Source organism: Streptomyces sp. NPDC058697, from assembly GCF_042715345.1.
GTDB lineage: Bacteria > Actinomycetota > Actinomycetes > Streptomycetales > Streptomycetaceae > Streptomyces > Streptomyces liliifuscus.
This window is the reverse complement of record NZ_JBHXSU010000019.1, coordinates 1-14,878: the sequence shown is the minus strand read 5'-3', so window position 1 is coordinate 14,878 and position 14,878 is coordinate 1. Positions and strand designations below refer to the sequence as shown.

15 protein-coding genes are annotated in these 14,878 nt (G+C 69.1%); 8 read left to right on the top strand and 7 right to left on the bottom strand.

Annotated features, from left to right (window positions below; all coding sequences use genetic code 11):
* Positions 1-69: 69 nt before the first annotated feature.
* Positions 70-2,580, top strand: a complete 2,511-nt coding sequence (locus ACFWXQ_RS33665; RefSeq protein ID WP_383952576.1) for an FHA domain-containing protein — start codon at positions 70-72, stop codon at positions 2,578-2,580.
* Positions 2,581-2,696: 116 nt separating this feature from the next.
* Here ACFWXQ_RS33665 and ACFWXQ_RS33660 read toward each other — a convergent pair whose 3' ends face one another.
* The 3 genes from ACFWXQ_RS33660 to ACFWXQ_RS33650 all read right to left on the bottom strand — a co-directional run bounded on the left by ACFWXQ_RS33660 (position 2,697) and on the right by ACFWXQ_RS33650 (position 5,541).
* Positions 2,697-3,407: a transglycosylase SLT domain-containing protein gene (locus ACFWXQ_RS33660; protein WP_383952574.1), complete on the bottom strand. Its 711-nt coding sequence runs from the start codon at positions 3,405-3,407 to the stop codon at positions 2,697-2,699.
* A 299-nt stretch (positions 3,408-3,706) separates the two neighbouring features.
* Positions 3,707-4,849, bottom strand: a complete 1,143-nt coding sequence (locus ACFWXQ_RS33655; protein ID WP_383952572.1) for an S-adenosylmethionine:tRNA ribosyltransferase-isomerase — start codon at positions 4,847-4,849, stop codon at positions 3,707-3,709.
* Positions 4,846-5,541, bottom strand: coding sequence for an SDR family NAD(P)-dependent oxidoreductase (locus ACFWXQ_RS33650; protein WP_383952570.1), 696 nt, complete (start codon positions 5,539-5,541; stop codon positions 4,846-4,848). The genes ACFWXQ_RS33655 and ACFWXQ_RS33650 overlap by 4 nt, the downstream gene beginning before the upstream one ends.
* Positions 5,542-5,728: 187 nt before the next feature.
* On the opposite strand from ACFWXQ_RS33650, the gene ACFWXQ_RS33645 reads away from it, so the two are divergent.
* The 3 genes from ACFWXQ_RS33645 (at position 5,729) to chpE (ending at position 7,949) form a co-directional block, all read left to right on the top strand.
* Positions 5,729-6,874 (top strand): GAF domain-containing sensor histidine kinase, encoded by a 1,146-nt coding sequence (locus tag ACFWXQ_RS33645; protein ID WP_383952568.1) that lies wholly within the window; start codon positions 5,729-5,731, stop codon positions 6,872-6,874.
* The gene (locus ACFWXQ_RS33640) at positions 6,867-7,508 is read left to right on the top strand and encodes a response regulator transcription factor (RefSeq protein ID WP_359851799.1); all 642 of its coding nucleotides are present in this window, start codon (positions 6,867-6,869) and stop codon (positions 7,506-7,508) included. Before ACFWXQ_RS33645 ends, ACFWXQ_RS33640 begins: the two co-directional genes overlap by 8 nt.
* Before the next feature lie 195 nt (positions 7,509-7,703).
* The gene (gene chpE / locus ACFWXQ_RS33635) at positions 7,704-7,949 is read left to right on the top strand and encodes a chaplin ChpE (protein ID WP_200399161.1); all 246 of its coding nucleotides are present in this window, start codon (positions 7,704-7,706) and stop codon (positions 7,947-7,949) included.
* A 223-nt stretch (positions 7,950-8,172) separates the two neighbouring features.
* Here chpE and ACFWXQ_RS33630 read toward each other — a convergent pair whose 3' ends face one another.
* On the bottom strand, positions 8,173-8,961 hold the full coding sequence (locus ACFWXQ_RS33630) for a hypothetical protein (RefSeq protein ID WP_383952565.1): 789 nt from the start codon (positions 8,959-8,961) through the stop codon (positions 8,173-8,175).
* 122 nt (positions 8,962-9,083) lie between these two features.
* On the opposite strand from ACFWXQ_RS33630, the gene ACFWXQ_RS33625 reads away from it, so the two are divergent.
* The 3 genes from ACFWXQ_RS33625 to ACFWXQ_RS33615 all read left to right on the top strand — a co-directional run bounded on the left by ACFWXQ_RS33625 (position 9,084) and on the right by ACFWXQ_RS33615 (position 11,462).
* Entirely contained in the window at positions 9,084-9,875 is a 792-nt protein-coding gene (locus tag ACFWXQ_RS33625) for an ABC transporter ATP-binding protein (protein WP_383952563.1), read from the top strand.
* 71 nt (positions 9,876-9,946) lie between these two features.
* Entirely contained in the window at positions 9,947-10,378 is a 432-nt protein-coding gene (locus ACFWXQ_RS33620) for an NfeD family protein (protein ID WP_383952561.1), read from the top strand.
* Between the two features lie 130 nt (positions 10,379-10,508).
* Entirely contained in the window at positions 10,509-11,462 is a 954-nt protein-coding gene (locus ACFWXQ_RS33615) for an SPFH domain-containing protein (RefSeq protein WP_383952559.1), read from the top strand.
* Between the two features lie 216 nt (positions 11,463-11,678).
* On the opposite strand, the gene ACFWXQ_RS33610 is transcribed toward ACFWXQ_RS33615, so the two are convergent.
* From ACFWXQ_RS33610 to ACFWXQ_RS33600, 3 genes are all read right to left on the bottom strand, one after another.
* Positions 11,679-12,185, bottom strand: coding sequence for an HNH endonuclease (locus ACFWXQ_RS33610; RefSeq protein ID WP_055615424.1), 507 nt, complete (start codon positions 12,183-12,185; stop codon positions 11,679-11,681).
* Positions 12,186-12,330: 145 nt separating this feature from the next.
* Entirely contained in the window at positions 12,331-12,870 is a 540-nt protein-coding gene (locus ACFWXQ_RS33605) for a YbhB/YbcL family Raf kinase inhibitor-like protein (protein WP_383957109.1), read from the bottom strand.
* A gap of 49 nt (positions 12,871-12,919) precedes the next feature.
* Positions 12,920-13,705: a sporulation protein gene (locus ACFWXQ_RS33600; protein WP_055615426.1), complete on the bottom strand. Its 786-nt coding sequence runs from the start codon at positions 13,703-13,705 to the stop codon at positions 12,920-12,922.
* Positions 13,706-13,872: 167 nt separating this feature from the next.
* Between ACFWXQ_RS33600 and ACFWXQ_RS33595 the strand changes: the two genes are divergently transcribed.
* Positions 13,873-14,514, top strand: a complete 642-nt coding sequence (locus ACFWXQ_RS33595; protein ID WP_383957113.1) for a DNA-3-methyladenine glycosylase — start codon at positions 13,873-13,875, stop codon at positions 14,512-14,514.
* Positions 14,515-14,878: the final 364 nt, after the last annotated feature.

Genomic DNA, 14,878 nt, shown 5'->3' with positions numbered 1-14,878 from the left:
CACGATGTTCGACATCCCTAGACTCCCTGTGATGGGGGAACTTCGGGGGACAACTCAGTGGGGCATGGAGTGCCGGAACTCGTACTGGAATTGAATGGACGGACCTGGACGCTCGATGCGTCCAGGCCATACACCCTCGGACGTGATCCGCAGGGGGACATCGTGCTCGACGACGCCAGGGTCTCCTGGCGTCACGCCACGATCAGCTGGGGCGGCCGCAGTTGGGTCATCGAGGACCACGGCAGCACCAACGGCACATTCGTGCAGGGGCAGCGGATCCATCAGATGGAGATCGGCCCCGGCTCGGCCGTGCACCTCGGCAACGCGACCGACGGCCCGCGGCTGAGCCTGGGGGGCGCCGCGGCCGCCGCCGCACCGCAGGCACAGCCCCAGCAGCAGCCGTACGCCGCGCAGGGCGCGCCCGCGGCCGGCTGGGCGCAACAGGCTCCGCAGGCGCAGCAGCACGCGCCGGAGCAGGGCCGGCAGCAGCCGCAGCAGGGCGCGCACATTCCGCCGCAGCAAGGATCCGGTGGGGGCGCGGGGGCGCCGCCGGTCTACGGCGACCGCAGCCCCACCACGTTCCACCAGTTCTCGCTCGGCCGTGTGATGCGCATCGGCCGTGCCCTGGAGAACGAGCTGGTCGTCTCCGACCTGCAGGTCTCGCGTCACCACGCGGAGTTCCACGCGACGCCGGACGGCCGCTACGAGATCCGCGACCTCGGCTCGCACAACGGCACGTACGTCAACGGTATGCCGATCGCCAAGGGCGGCTCCGCGCTGCTCGGACCGAACGACATCGTCGGCGTCGGCCACTCGACGTTCCGCCTGGTCGGCGACCGGCTGGAAGAGTTCGTCGACACCGGTGAGGTCTCGTTCTCGGCCCGCCATCTGACGGTGACGGTCGACGGCGGCAAGCAGATCCTCAAGGACGTCTCCTTCGGCGTCCCGGAGAAGTCGCTCGTCGCGGTCATCGGCCCGTCGGGCTCCGGCAAGTCGACGCTCCTGAAGGCGCTCACGGGCTACCGCCCCGCCAACGAGGGTGACGTCCTCTACGACAACCGGAACCTCTACAAGCAGTTCGCCGAGCTGCGGCAGCGCATCGGTCTGGTCCCGCAGGACGACATCCTGCACAAGGAACTGACCGTCAAGAAGGCCCTCAAGTACGCGGCCAAACTGCGCTTCCCCGCGGACACCACGACGCAGGAGCGCGACGCCCGTATCGACGAGGTGCTGCGCGAGCTCAAGCTGGACGTCCACAAGGAGAAGAAGGTCACCTCCCTCTCCGGTGGCCAGCGCAAGCGCGTCTCGGTGGCCCTGGAGCTGCTGACCAAGCCGTCGCTGATCTTCCTGGACGAGCCGACCTCCGGCCTCGACCCGGGCATGGACCGCGATGTCATGCAGCTGCTGCGCGGCCTCGCCGACGACGGCCGTACGGTCCTCGTCGTCACGCACTCGGTGGCCGAGCTGGCCATCTGCGACAAGCTTCTGGTCATGGCGCCCGGCGGCTCGGTGGCCTATTTCGGTCCGCCCGAGGAGGCCCTGAACTTCTTCGGCTACGACACTTGGGCCGATGTTTTCTCCGCCTTCGAGAACTACCGCGACTACGACTGGGCGGGCCGCTGGAAGGGCTCGCAGCACTACCAGATGTACGCCGCGGACATCGACGCGGTGGCTCCGCAGTCCGTAGACATGCCGTCCGCCCAGGCGATGCGCCCGCCCAAGCCACAGGGCTGGGGCTCACAGCTGATGACCCTGATCCGCCGCTACACGTCGGTGATCGCCTCCGACAAGGGCTTCCTGGCGCTGACGGTGATCCTGCCCGCGGTGCTCGGCGCGGTGAGCCTGCTCATCGAGCCCGACAAGACGCTGCTGGTGAACAAGCAGCTGGGGCCGAACGGCCTGCCCATCCCGAACAGCACGGCCGCCACGGTGCTGCTGATCCTCGCGGTCGGCGCCTGCTTCGCGGGCGCCGCCAACTCGGTCCGTGAGCTGATCAAGGAACGGGTCATCTACGAGCGGGAGCGTGCGACCGGCCTGTCGCGCTCGGCGTATCTGATGTCCAAGGTGATCGTCCTGGGCGTGATCACCATGCTCCAGGGTGCGCTGGTCGGCGCGATCGGCTTCATGAGCCGGACGATCCCCGACGAGGGCCTGATCCTCGGTGGCGCGGTCGCGGTCGAGCTCTCCCTGCCGATCATGGCGCTGGGCTTCACCTCGATGATGTTCGGCCTGGTCATCTCCTCGCTGGTGAAGACCGCCGAGAAGACCATGCCGCTGCTGGTCATGTTCGCGATCATCCAGGTCGTCTTCACCGGCTGTCTGTTCCCGCTGGCCGGGGCCCTGGGCGTCAACGAGTTCTCGTATCTGATGCCGTCGCGCTGGGCGGTCGGCGCCGCCGGTACCACGCTCGACTTCAACAGGATCAACCCGCACAACACGACCGACTCGGACCCGCTCTGGGACCACGAGGCACTGACCTGGGCACTGGACATGGCCGCGCTGTTCGCGCTCGCCGCCGTCTGCGCCTTCCTCGTGGCGCGCTTCCTGCGCCGCCACGAGCCCGAGGTCATGCGCAAGTAGCCGGACCGTTCGAGCCGGACCGCTCAAGCAGGACGGCTCAAGCAGACACGCGAAGGGCGGCGCCCCATTGGGGGTGCCGCCCTTTTCGGCGTACTCGTCAGAGGTCCGCGCAAACCTCAGTACGCGCTGTTGACGTTGTCGATCGAGCCGTACCGGTCGGCAGCGTAGTTGGCGGCGGCGGTGATGTTGGCGACCGGGTCGTACTGGCTCTTGGGCGTGCCGGCGACGTGGTACGCGTCGAACGTCGGCTTGATGACCTGCAGCAGACCGATGGACGGGACACCGTTGATCGCGTTGATGTCCCAGTTGTTGATGGCGTTCGGGTCGCCCGCGGACTCCCGGATGATGTTGCGGTGCAGGCCGTCGTACGTACCCGGGATGCCGCGCTTCTTCATGATGTCCAGCGACTCGCGGATCCAGCCGTCCAGGTTGTTCGGGTAGGTCTTTGCGGCGGCAGCCTTGACGGCGGCACGCTTGGCGGACCGGCTCGCGGCCTCCTTCGCCTTGCGGGCGTCCTCGGCCTTCTTCTTCGCGGCGGCCTCCGCGGCCTTCTTGGCGGCCGCGGCGTCGGCGGCCTTCTTCTTCGCGGCGGCGGCCTGGGCGTCGGCCAGCTGTCCGCTGAGTCCGGCCGTGGCGGGCTTGAGCTGTTCCGCGGAGAAGGCGACCGGAGCGGCGGCGACCGAGTCGGCGCTGGCCTGCTGGGTGTTCCCCGGCGCGAGCGAGAGCGCGACGGCCGCAGCGCCGAGCGTGGCGACACCGGCGATGGAGAGCTTGTGGGTCTTGGTCAGCGCGCGGCTATGACCAGGAGTGTTGTTCTGCTTGGGCATGGCTGATGGACCTCTTCGAATAGCGCGGAGGTCGCTCTCGGCCCGATGGGGACAAGGTGTTTCCGGGACAAGCGCCGTGGGTAAGAACCCGCGCCGCCGAGCGACCGGTGGCCATTCTTAGCGGTCGCAATTTCCTGTGGCAAAGGTGTGACGTACGAACCTGAGTAGTGGAGCCAGGAAGGGCAAATCGGGGCAGACTGACACGTCTGCCCCGCTCACCGGGAGTCCCTTTGTCTCCTAGCTCCCTTCGTACGTGATGTGCGCCCTATGTGCGGGCTCACATCGACCCCGGTCCCGTCTCACCGGCAGTTGCTGGCGCAATGCACTGTGTGAGGAGCCTCCTCCGGGAGGATGAGGTGCACGTCGCCGAACTCGTGCCACAGGTAGCGGCCCCGCAGCGCCGCCTCGTACCCACGGTCGATGGCGGCCCTCCCCGCGACGGCCTCCAGCATCAGCAGATGCGAGGCCTCGGGCTCGTGCAGCCCGGTGAGCAGCCCGTCGACGACCCGCACCCCGCGCTCCGGGGTCACCACGAGACCGGTCCAGCCCTCCGCCGCCCGCACCACCCCGTCGGCACCGGTCGCCGACTCCACCGCCCGTACGGCCGTCGTCCCCACGGCGACGACCCTGCCGTCTCCCGCCCGGGCCGCGTTGATCAGCCGCGCCGAGGTCTCCGGTACCGCGAAACGCTCCGGGTACGGCGGCTCATGCGCCTCGGCCGAGGCGACCCCGGTGTGCAGCGTGACGGGCGCGAACTGCACACCCCGGCTCACCAGCGCCGCCACCAGCCGCGCGGTGAAGGGCCGCGCCGCGCTCGGCATCTCCGCACTGCCCGCCCCGTCGGCCGTCGGCAGCGCGAACACCGTCTGGTACGCGGACAGCGGCTGGTCCCGCTCCGTATAGGAGTAGCGAATGGGCCTCCCGTGCCGGCCCAGCAACCCCAGGACGTCGGCCTCCGGCCTCAGGACCTCCCGCCCAGGGCCCTCCGGCTCCGGCACCCGTCCGCCCGATTCCGACACCCGCCCCCACCACAACCGCCGGCTCCGCCCCGTGAGGGGCTCCTCAACGACAAGCCGTACGCCCCCGGGGAGACGCACCTCTGTTCCCGCGGGCCCACCCGCACGCGCGCGCGTAGTGCCGCTCCCGTCGGGATCCCGCACCTCCACGGCCCAGCGCCCGTCGTCCCCCCGCGTGGAGAAATGCACCACCACGCGCGCGTGCCCGATCCGCCCGTCCACCGCGGCCGCCAGCGTCGGTGACGTGTTCACGATGAGCAGGTCCCCGGCTCTCAGCAGACACGGCAGCTCCGCGAACCCGTGATGCGACACTTCCGTACCGCACGAGACGAGCAGCCGCACCGCGTCACGGTCGAGCCCCTGGCCCCGCTGCTCGGCGGGCACCCGGGCCGACAGCTCCTCCGGCACCCGAAGGGCCGTCGTCATCGCTGCTCCAGCAGCGCCGGGGCCCCATAGCGCCCGCTCGCCGGACGCTTCTCGAGCAGCCGTAGAAAGGCCGGTACGACACTGACCGGCTCGGGCCGCGGATCCTCGTCGTCCGGCACGGCCGCCGCGTACAGATCGGTCCCCATGTCGCCCGGGTCGACCGCCCAGACCCGCAGCCCGGGCTCCTCCTCCCCGAGCACCGCCGACAGGTGGTCCAGCGCCGCCTTGGAGGCCCCGTAGCCGCCCCAGGTCTCGTACGCCTCGGCCGCGGCGTCCGAGCTGACATCGATCACCGCGCCCGTGGGGGACTCCCGCAGCAGCGGCAGCGCCTCCTGGATCAGACCGAGCGCCGCGACCACGTTGACCTCCAGGGCCCGCCGCAGCCCGTCCAGGGCCAGCGCGTCGAGACGTACGAGCGGTTCGGCGCCCAGTGTGCTCGCGTTGTTCACCAGGAGATCGACGCCTCCGAGCCCCCGAGCCGCCGCCACCAGCCCCGCCCGATGAGCACCGTCCGTGACGTCCCCGGGCAGCGCCTCCACCCGTGTCCCGTACTTGGCGAGGGCGGCGGCCGTCTCCTGGAGGACTCCCGCCGTTCTGGCGTCGAGCACCAGATCCCAGCCGCGCTCCGCCAGGGCCTCGGCGAGTGCGCGCCCCAGCCCCTTCGAAGCCCCCGTGATGATCGCTACCGGCATGACTTCCGTCCCCTCGTCCCATGGCCGCCGCTCCCGGCGAGTGCCTCCAACGTAGGAACCGGACCGTCCCCGCCGCCTCGTGCGCGGGCCGCAATGCGCAGGGGCCCTTTGGCCTAGGCCCAGCGGCCCAGGGAAGGCCGCCACTGGTCGGATACGCACTGTCACACCCCGCCGGTACCGTGAGGTCATGAGCAAAGGACCCCGCTCGGGCCTGTCCGCGGTGAGCACCGCGCTGCTGGCCATGAGCCGACACCTGGAGGTGCGCGACGTCCTCAAGACGATCGTCGCCTCGGCCCGCGAATTGCTCGACGCGCAGTACGCGGCACTGGGGGTCCCCGACGACCACGGAGGCTTCGCCCAGTTCGTCGTCGACGGCGTCAGCGACGCCCAGTGGAAGGCCATCGGCCCGCTCCCGCGCCAGCACGGCATCCTCGCCGCGATGCTGCACGAGGCCCGCCCCGAGCGCCTCGCCGACGTGCGCGAGGACCCCCGCTTCGAGGGCTGGCCCTCCGCCCACCCCGACATGTCCGACTTCCTGGGCCTGCCCATCCGCGACGGCGACGAGGTCATGGGCGCCCTGTTCCTGGCAAACAAGAACTGCCCCAAGCCGGAAGGCGGTTGCGGCTTCACGGAGGACGACGAGGAACTCCTCACGATCCTCGCCCAGCACGCCGCGATCGCCCTCACGAACGCCCGGCTGTACGAGCGGAGCCGCGAACTCACCATCGCCGAGGAGCGCTCCCGCCTCGCCCACGAACTGCACGACGCCGTCAGCCAGAAGCTGTTCTCCCTGCGCCTCACCGCCCAGGCCGCCGCGGCCCTGGTCGACCGCGACCCGGCCCGCGCCAAGGGTGAACTCCAGCAGGTGGCCGCCCTGGCCGCCGAGGCCGCCGACGAACTGCGCGCGGCCGTCGTCGAGTTGCGCCCCGCCGCACTCGACGAGGACGGACTGGTCGCCACGCTGCGCACCCAGATACAGGTCCTCGACCGCGCCCACTCCGCGCGCGTGACCTTCGACAGCTGCGGTGTCCGCGCACTGCCCGCGGCCCAGGAGGAGGCCATGCTGCGCGTCGCCCAGGAGGCGCTGCACAACGCGCTGCGGCACTCCGGCGCCGCCCGCGTCGACGTCACCCTGGAGCGGCACGGGCCTGGCGCCGTCCTGCGCGTCATCGACGACGGCAGCGGATTCGAACCCAGGGCGACGCGCCGCGCGGGACGCCACCTCGGCCTGGTGTCCATGCGCGACCGGACCAACGGCGTCGGAGGCACGCTCACCGTGGAATCGGCGCCCGGAAAGGGCACCACGATCGAGATGGAGGTCCCTGGTGGCTGACGCAATCAAGGTGCTGCTCGTCGACGACCACCAAGTGGTCCGCCGGGGTCTGCGCACCTTCCTCGAAGTACAGGACGACATCGAGGTCGTGGGAGAGGCGTCCGACGGCGCCGAAGGGGTCGCCCGCGCCGAGGAGTTGAAACCCGACGTCGTCCTCATGGACGTCAAGATGCCGGGCATGGACGGAGTGGAGGCCCTGCGCAAGCTCCGCGGACTCGACAACCCCGCGCGCGTGCTCATCGTCACCAGCTTCACCGAGCAGCGCACGGTGATCCCGGCCCTGCGCGCGGGCGCCGCCGGGTACGTCTACAAGGACGTGGACCCCGACGCCCTCGCCGGAGCCATCCGCTCGGTGCACGCCGGACACATCCTGCTCCAGCCCGAGGTGGCCGGCGCGCTGCTGTCCCAGGAGGAGACCAACTACGGGCAGGGGAGGGGAAGTTCACTCACCGAGCGAGAGCGCGAGGTGCTCGGCCTGATCGCCGACGGCCGTTCCAACCGCGAGATCGCCCGCGCGCTCGTCCTCTCCGAGAAGACCGTCAAGACGCACGTCTCGAACATCCTGATGAAACTCGACCTCGCCGACCGTACGCAGGCCGCGCTGTGGGCCGTACGCCATGGTGTGACCGGCTGATGACCTGCTGATCCACCCGGCGGCGGCTTTCCGGGCAGCGCTACGGACGGCAACACGGAGGGTTCCGTTCCGGGCTGAGATTCATACCGTCGTGGGAATGTCCCCCGGATGGCGCATCCTTCTTGGATCTCCGCCGTTCTCCAGTGCGTGCTGCGGCGCTTTGCCGCAGTGGTTCACAAGGAGAGGGCTCAAGAAGTGAAGAACCTGAAGAAGGCCGCAGCCGTCACGATGGTGGCCGGTGGCCTGGTTGCCGCCGGTGCCGGTTTCGCCTCCGCCACCGATGGTGCGCACGCCGTCGGCAAGGCCGTGGGCTCGCCGGGTGTCGCCTCGGGCAACCTCGTCCAGGTCCCGGTCCACGTCCCGGTGAACGCGGTCGGCAACACCGTGAACGTTGTCGGCATCCTGAACCCGGCGTTCGGCAACGACGGCTTCAACGGCTGACGTCCACGCCTCGGGTCACCAGTGACCACCGGCCTTCCAGGCACACCTGGGGGGCCGGTCCGCGTTTCGGCATTCGGCCGATGTGCGACTGCGGGTACGCGGGGGCTGGCCGCCTCCAGAAAGCAGGGCCGCCTCTTTTCAGGGGCGCGGGGAACTGCGCGACCAGCCACGACGCACCCGCAGCCGCCCAACGACACTCCCCCTCCGAGTCAGTGGGCGCCCCTCACCGAACCCCCCGCTCCCGTTCCTCCACGAACGCGTTGTACGCCGCCACCTGAGCCCGTCGAGCCGTCCGCTCGACCGGCCGCAGCGCTTCGGAGCGCGCGGCCATCTCGGACGCGCTCACAGCCCCACCGTGCCCGTTCTCATGGGCGACGGAGATGAGCAGCCCGACCCGCTGGGCCAGCTCCAACACCCGTACCGCACGCGGCGGATACCCGGGGGCGAGCACCTCACGACCCCGCTCGGCCCGAGCCCGGTACGCGTCGATCGCCGCCTCGGCGACCGGACCCGACCCGGCGACATCGAGCCGCGACAACATCTCCGTGGCATCGCGCAGCGCCTCCGCGAGCTCCCGCTCCGCCTCGCCGAGGGACGGCACATCGGCCGGCGGCGCCTCACGCACGGGCAGGCAGTGCCAGACCACCTCGACGTGGACATCACCGTCGGGACCGGCCTCGTACACCTCGGGTACGAGCCCCAGCGCGGACCCGTGGCAGACCACCGCCTCCTCCGCATCGAGGGCGCGGGCGTTGAAGTCGGGCGGCCCGCTCAGCCCGAGCGGATGCCCGGGCGCGGGCAGCGCGACCCGCAGGCCGGTCACCCCGAGCGCGCGCAGCCGCCCCAGGGCGAGAGTGAGTCCGACGGGCGCGGTCTCACCGGGCAGCCCCTCGACCCGGTGCACCGCGTCCTCGCCGACGATGGCGACGACCGCGTCGTCCGGTGAGACAAAACCGGCCAACAGGGCGTTTCCCCATGCTGCCAGCCGTCCTGAGCGTGGTTCCGAATGCATGGCTCCCACCCTAAGGACCGGCCGATGGATTGGACGGGTCGACCGGTGGCGTAGGTTTTCCCTGGGGGCTGCGTCCACAGACGTCAGCGACGGCCGAGACTGCAATGGGAGACAGCGCGCTCATGAGCGATGTTCTGGAGCTTGAGGACGTATCCGTGGTCCGAGAGGGCCGGGCTCTGGTGGACCAGGTCTCCTGGTCGGTCAAGGAGGGCGAGCGCTGGGTCATCCTCGGTCCCAACGGCGCCGGAAAAACGACCCTTCTGAACCTCGCGTCCAGCTACCTCTACCCCAGCCAGGGCACCGCCACCATCCTCGGCGAGACCCTCGGCAAGGTCGACGTCTTCGAGCTGCGCCCGCGCATCGGCATGGCCGGCATCGCCATGGCGGAGAAGCTCCCCAAGCGCCAGACCGTCCTGCAGACCGTCCTCACCGCCGCCTACGGCATGACGGCCGGCTGGCACGAGGACTACGAGGACATCGACGAGCAGCGCGCCCGCGCCTTCCTCGACCGCCTCGGCATGACCGAGTTCGTCGACCGCAAGTTCGGCACGCTCTCCGAGGGCGAGCGCAAGCGCACCCTCATCGCCCGCGCGCTGATGACCGACCCCGAGCTCCTCCTCCTCGACGAGCCCGCCGCCGGTCTCGACCTCGGCGGCCGCGAGGACCTCGTACGCCGTCTCGGCCGCCTCGCCCGCGACCCCATCGCCCCCTCCATGCTCATGGTCACGCACCACGTCGAGGAGATCGCCCCGGGCTTCACCCACGTTCTGATGATCCGTCAGGGCAAGGTGCTGGCCGCGGGCCCCCTGGAGCTCGAACTCACCTCGCGCAACCTGTCGTTGTGCTTCGGCCTCCCGCTCGTCGTCGAACAGGTCGGTGAGCGCTGGACCGCTCAGGGCCTGCCCATGTCCTGAACCCGGGAACACCTGCCCCAACTTGATCGGCGCCCTGTCGGGGACAGGACCCGCGGACCTACCATGACCACGTGGACGACATCGACGCATGGGTGTGGTGGCTGATCGCCGCGGTCGGGCTCGGAATCCCGCTCGTCGTGACCGCGATGCCGGAGTTCGGAATGCTCGCCGTCGGCGCCGTCGCGGGCGCCGTGACCGCAGGGCTCGGAGGCGGTGTGGTCATCCAGGTGGTGGTCTTCGCCGCCGTCTCGGTCGCGCTCATCGCGGTCGTACGCCCCGTCGCCGCCCGACATCGCTCCCAGCGGCCCCAACTCGCCACGGGCATCGACGCCTTGAAGGGCAAACAGGCCGTCGTCCTGGAGAGAGTCGACGGTTCGGGTGGCCGGATCAAGCTCGCCGGAGAGGTCTGGTCCGCGCGCGCCCTCGACACCGGACGCGCCTACGAAGTAGGCCAGGAAGTGGACGTCGTGGAGATCGAAGGGGCCACAGCGATCGTCATGTGACTCCCGCGACGTCCAGTGAACGGAACGTCGCACGTGGCGAGTTGTGGTCTGACACACTCGTCCAGCAAGATCTTCGACAATCACAAGATCTTCCGGAAGCACCTAGGCGGAGAAGGGTACGGGGACCACGATGGAACCGATCATCATCGTCCTGATCATTCTGGTGGTGTTGGTCTTCATCGCATTGATCAAGACCATCCAGGTGATCCCACAGGCCAGCGCGGCCATCGTCGAGCGGTTCGGCCGCTACACGCGCACGCTCAACGCCGGCCTCAACATCGTCGTCCCGTTCATCGACTCCATCCGCAACCGCATCGACCTCCGTGAACAGGTCGTGCCGTTCCCGCCCCAGCCGGTGATCACCCAGGACAACCTGGTCGTGAACATCGACACCGTCATCTACTACCAGGTGACCGACGCCCGCGCCGCCACGTACGAGGTCGCCAGCTACATCCAGGCGATCGAGCAGCTCACCGTCACCACGCTCCGCAACATCATCGGTGGCATGGACCTGGAGCGGACCCTGACCTCCCGTGAGGAGATCAACGCGGCCCTGCGCGGAGTCCTCGACGAGGCAACCGGCAAGTGGGGCATCCGCGTCAACCGCGTCGAGCTCAAGGCGATCGAGCCGCCCACCTCCATCCAGGACTCGATGGAGAAGCAGATGCGCGCCGACCGTGACAAGCGCGCCGCGATCCTCACCGCCGAAGGTATCCGCCAGTCGCAGATCCTCACCGCCGAGGGCGAGAAGCAGTCCGCGATCCTGCGCGCCGAAGGTGAGGCCCGGGCCGCCGCACTGCGCGCAGAGGGCGAGGCCCAGGCCATCCGTACGGTCTTCGAGTCCATCCACGCCGGAGACGCGGACCAGAAGCTCCTCGCCTACCAGTACCTCCAGATGCTCCCGAAGATCGCCGAAGGCGACGCCAACAAGCTCTGGATCGTCCCCAGCGAGATCGGCGACGCCCTCAAGGGCCTCAGCGGCGCCATGGGCAACTTCGGCCCGATGGGCGGCATGGGCGGAGGCGGCGGCCAGGGAGGCAACGCCCCGACGGAACGCCGAGAAAAGCCGTCCGTCACGGACTGACAGACAGACACAGAGGGGCTCACCTCGTACGAGGTGAGCCCCTCCTGCTTGCGGGCGGGCGGAACAGCCTGCTTGCGGGCGCGGGGAACGGTCTGTTCGGGGGCGCGGGGAACGGCGCAATCTTTTGTCTTTCAGGGGCGCGGGGAACTGCGCGACCAGCCACGACGCACCCGCGCCCAACGAAGCACCTGAACCCCACCCCACTCTGAGGACCGTTCAGGCAGCCGGCTGCGCAAGCCACTCAGGCAAAGCCTCAAGATCATCGCGCCCCAGCGCAAGCAACATCGCATCGGCCGGCGTCGGCTCGAACGGCTGCCGCAACAGCGGCATCCCCGCCTGATCCGGCGTACGCGCGGCCTTGCGATGGTTGTCCTCCGCGCACGAGGCAACCGTGTTCAGCCAGGAGTCCTGACCACCCTGCGCCCGAGGCACGACGTGGTCCACGGTCGTCGCCCGACGACCGCAGTACGCGCACCTGTGCCGGTCACGCACCAGCACACCCCGCCTCGACCACGGCGCTTGTCTTCGGAACGGCACCCGTACATAACGGCACAGCCTGATCACCCGGGGCGCCGGTATATCGAGCGCGGCTCCGCGCATACGCAGTTCGGGGTGGGCCTGCTCGACAACGGCCTTGTCCTGCAGCACCAGAACGACGGCTCGATTCAACGTCACCGTCGACAGCGGCTCAAAGCTCGCATTCAGCACCAGCGTGTCCCGCATCAAGCCCACCTCCCATGCGCACCGGCCCACCGCCTGGCGGGCTTGGATCAACTCTGGCCGGGCACGCCGAGATGGACAACGCAATAAAAACTGCCCGCCCCTGATCAATTCCATGACCAGGGGCGGGCAAACGTTCAGTGAACGCTCAGCTGTCCGCGGGAGCCGCGTATTCGGCGACGATCTGCGTCCGCGCCAGCGTGTGGAACCGGAGGTTGAAGCCCACGACAGCCGGAGAGGCGTCCGAGTCCGGACCGAGCTTCTCCTGGTCCACCGCGTACACCGTGAACACGTACCGGTGCGCCGGGTCCCCGGCGGGCGGCGCTGCGCCTCCGAAGTCCTTCGACCCGTAGTCGTTGCGCACCTGCACGGCGCCCTCGGGCAGTCCCTCGAACTTCCCCGTGCCCGCGCCCGTCGGCAATTCCACCACCGAGGCCGGAATGTCGAACACGACCCAGTGCCAGAAGCCGCTCCCCGTAGGGGCGTCCGGATCGAAGCAAGTCACGGCGAAACTCTTGGTCTCCGGCGGGAAGCCCTCCCAGCCCAGCTGCGGCGAGGTGTTCCCGGCCGCGTAGACCTGAGCGTCCTTCAGCGTCGCGCCCGGCTCGACGTCCTCACTCGTGACCGTGAACGACGGTACGACGGGATGGAAGTCGTGGGGAAGCGGCGGCCTCTTGGGCTCGGTCACCTCGGCACCTCCTGATCGGTTCCTGATCCTTGGAAACTCTCGCCCGAGCCTAGAACCAGTTCCGCTTGCTACCGACCTCCGACAGCCACTGGTTGAGATACGCGGTCCAGTCGGTCCCCTGGAAGTCGTTGAGCCCCACCTTGAAGGAGCGGAACGTGTCGCTGCCCTCACTGAAGAGACCCGGCTTCTTGTCCATCTCCAGTACGACGTCCATCTCACGGTCGTCCGCGACGAAGCTGAGCTCGACCTGGTTGAGACCGCGGTACTGCTGCGGCGGGAAGAACTCGATCTCCTGGTAGAACGGCAGCTTCTGCCGCGTACCGCGGATGTGGCCGCGCTCCAGGTCGGCGTTCTTGAAGCGGAAGCCCAGCTGGATGAACGCGTCCAGGAGCGCCTGCTGCGCCGGCAGCGGGTGCACGCTGATCGGGTCCAGGTCACCGGAGTCCACCGCGCGCGCAATCTCCAGCTCCGTGGTCACACCGACGTTCATCCCGCGCAGCGGCTGCCCGGAGATGGTCGTGATCGGCGTCTCCCACGGGATCTCGAGCCCGAACGGCACCGCGTGCACCCCGCCCGCCTGCAGCTCGAAGGCACCGCCGAGCCGCAGCTTCGTGAACTCGACGTCCTGCTTGTACTCCTGGTCGTCATGGCCCTCGACCTCGACCCGGGCCTGCAGACCGACCGACAGACCCTCGATCGCCTGGTTCACGGACCCGCCCTGGATCCGCACCTCACCCTGGACGACGCCGCCGGGAACGACGTTGACCTCGGTCAGCACCGTCTCGACCGAAGCCCCACCGGCCCCCAGGCTCGCGAGCAGCCGCTTGAACCCCATGTCTTTTCCTCCTCGGGCAACGCCCCGTTGTTGTTCTGTCCGGATCGGATCCTTGATCCATACAAACGCGATCCAGCCGTGTCCGGTTCCGCGCACTCACCCTGGCAAGACGCACGCTCCCTGACCACCCCGCACGCAGTCACACCTCTGCACTACGCTCGTACGCCATGATCGCGGCCCCTGACCGTACGCCCCTCACCCGGGAGTTCTTCGACCGACCCGTACTGGAGGTCGCCCCCGACCTTCTGGGGCGCGTGCTCGTGCGCACCACCCCGGACGGTCCGATCGAACTCCGCCTCACGGAGGTCGAGGCATACGACGGTCCGAACGATCCCGGCTCCCACGCCTATCGCGGCCCCACGGCCCGCAACGGCGTGATGTTCGGTCCGCCCGGGTACGTGTACGTCTACTTCACCTACGGCATGTGGCACTGCATGAACCTGGTGTGCGGCCCGGAGGGCAGGGCGAGCGCGGTCCTGCTCCGCGCCGGCGAGATCACCGAAGGCGCCGAGCTGGCTCGCAAACGTCGACTTTCGGCCCGAAATGACAGAGAACTGGCCAAAGGTCCGGCCCGCCTGGCCACGGCCCTCGGGATCGACCGGGCTCTCGACGGTACGGACGCGTGCGCCACCGAGCGTTCACCCCTGAGCCTTCTCACAGGCACTCCGGTGCCCTCCGACCAGGTACGCAACGGTCCACGTACCGGTGTGTCCGGCGACGGGGGCGTCCACCCGTGGCGCTTCTGGGCCGACAACGACCCGACGGTGAGCCCTTATCGGGCCCACACCCCCCGTCGTCGCCGAACTTGACTCTCCCCTGGGGGGTCCGTAATGTAGCCCGAGCCGCTGAACCGGGTACGGCGTTCAGTCAGCAGTCGGAAGCGGCCAACCCACTACCTACGACTTCCTCTGAGCGAGGGCGAATTCGGCGTGTCTGCATGCCTGAATTCAAGCTTGCGGAACTCGATTATGAGTTGCTGAGGGAATCGGCTAACGTAGTGAATGTCGAAAGGCCGCGAGGCCAAAAGGCAAATCCCACCGACTGGGAATCACGGCCCGAAAGGGTCTGATAGAGTCGAAAACGCAAGACCGAAGGGAAGCCCGGAGGAAAGCCCGAGAGGGTGAGTACAAAGGAAGCGTCCGTTCCTTGAGAACTCAACAGCGTGCCAAAAAT

Coding starts and splice junctions, on each gene's coding strand:
- ACFWXQ_RS33650 (WP_383952570.1), bottom strand. CDS start 5,541: ATGCCGGTAGCGATCATCACGGGGGCTTCGAAGGGGCTGGGGCGCGCA.
- ACFWXQ_RS33625 (WP_383952563.1), top strand. CDS start 9,084: ATGAGCGATGTTCTGGAGCTTGAGGACGTATCCGTGGTCCGAGAGGGC.
- ACFWXQ_RS33610 (WP_055615424.1), bottom strand. CDS start 12,185: ATGCGGGACACGCTGGTGCTGAATGCGAGCTTTGAGCCGCTGTCGACG.
- ACFWXQ_RS33630 (WP_383952565.1), bottom strand. CDS start 8,961: ATGCATTCGGAACCACGCTCAGGACGGCTGGCAGCATGGGGAAACGCC.
- ACFWXQ_RS33645 (WP_383952568.1), top strand. CDS start 5,729: ATGAGCAAAGGACCCCGCTCGGGCCTGTCCGCGGTGAGCACCGCGCTG.
- ACFWXQ_RS33600 (WP_055615426.1), bottom strand. CDS start 13,705: ATGGGGTTCAAGCGGCTGCTCGCGAGCCTGGGGGCCGGTGGGGCTTCG.
- ACFWXQ_RS33655 (WP_383952572.1), bottom strand. CDS start 4,849: ATGACGACGGCCCTTCGGGTGCCGGAGGAGCTGTCGGCCCGGGTGCCC.
- ACFWXQ_RS33615 (WP_383952559.1), top strand. CDS start 10,509: ATGGAACCGATCATCATCGTCCTGATCATTCTGGTGGTGTTGGTCTTC.
- ACFWXQ_RS33595 (WP_383957113.1), top strand. CDS start 13,873: ATGATCGCGGCCCCTGACCGTACGCCCCTCACCCGGGAGTTCTTCGAC.
- ACFWXQ_RS33660 (WP_383952574.1), bottom strand. CDS start 3,407: ATGCCCAAGCAGAACAACACTCCTGGTCATAGCCGCGCGCTGACCAAG.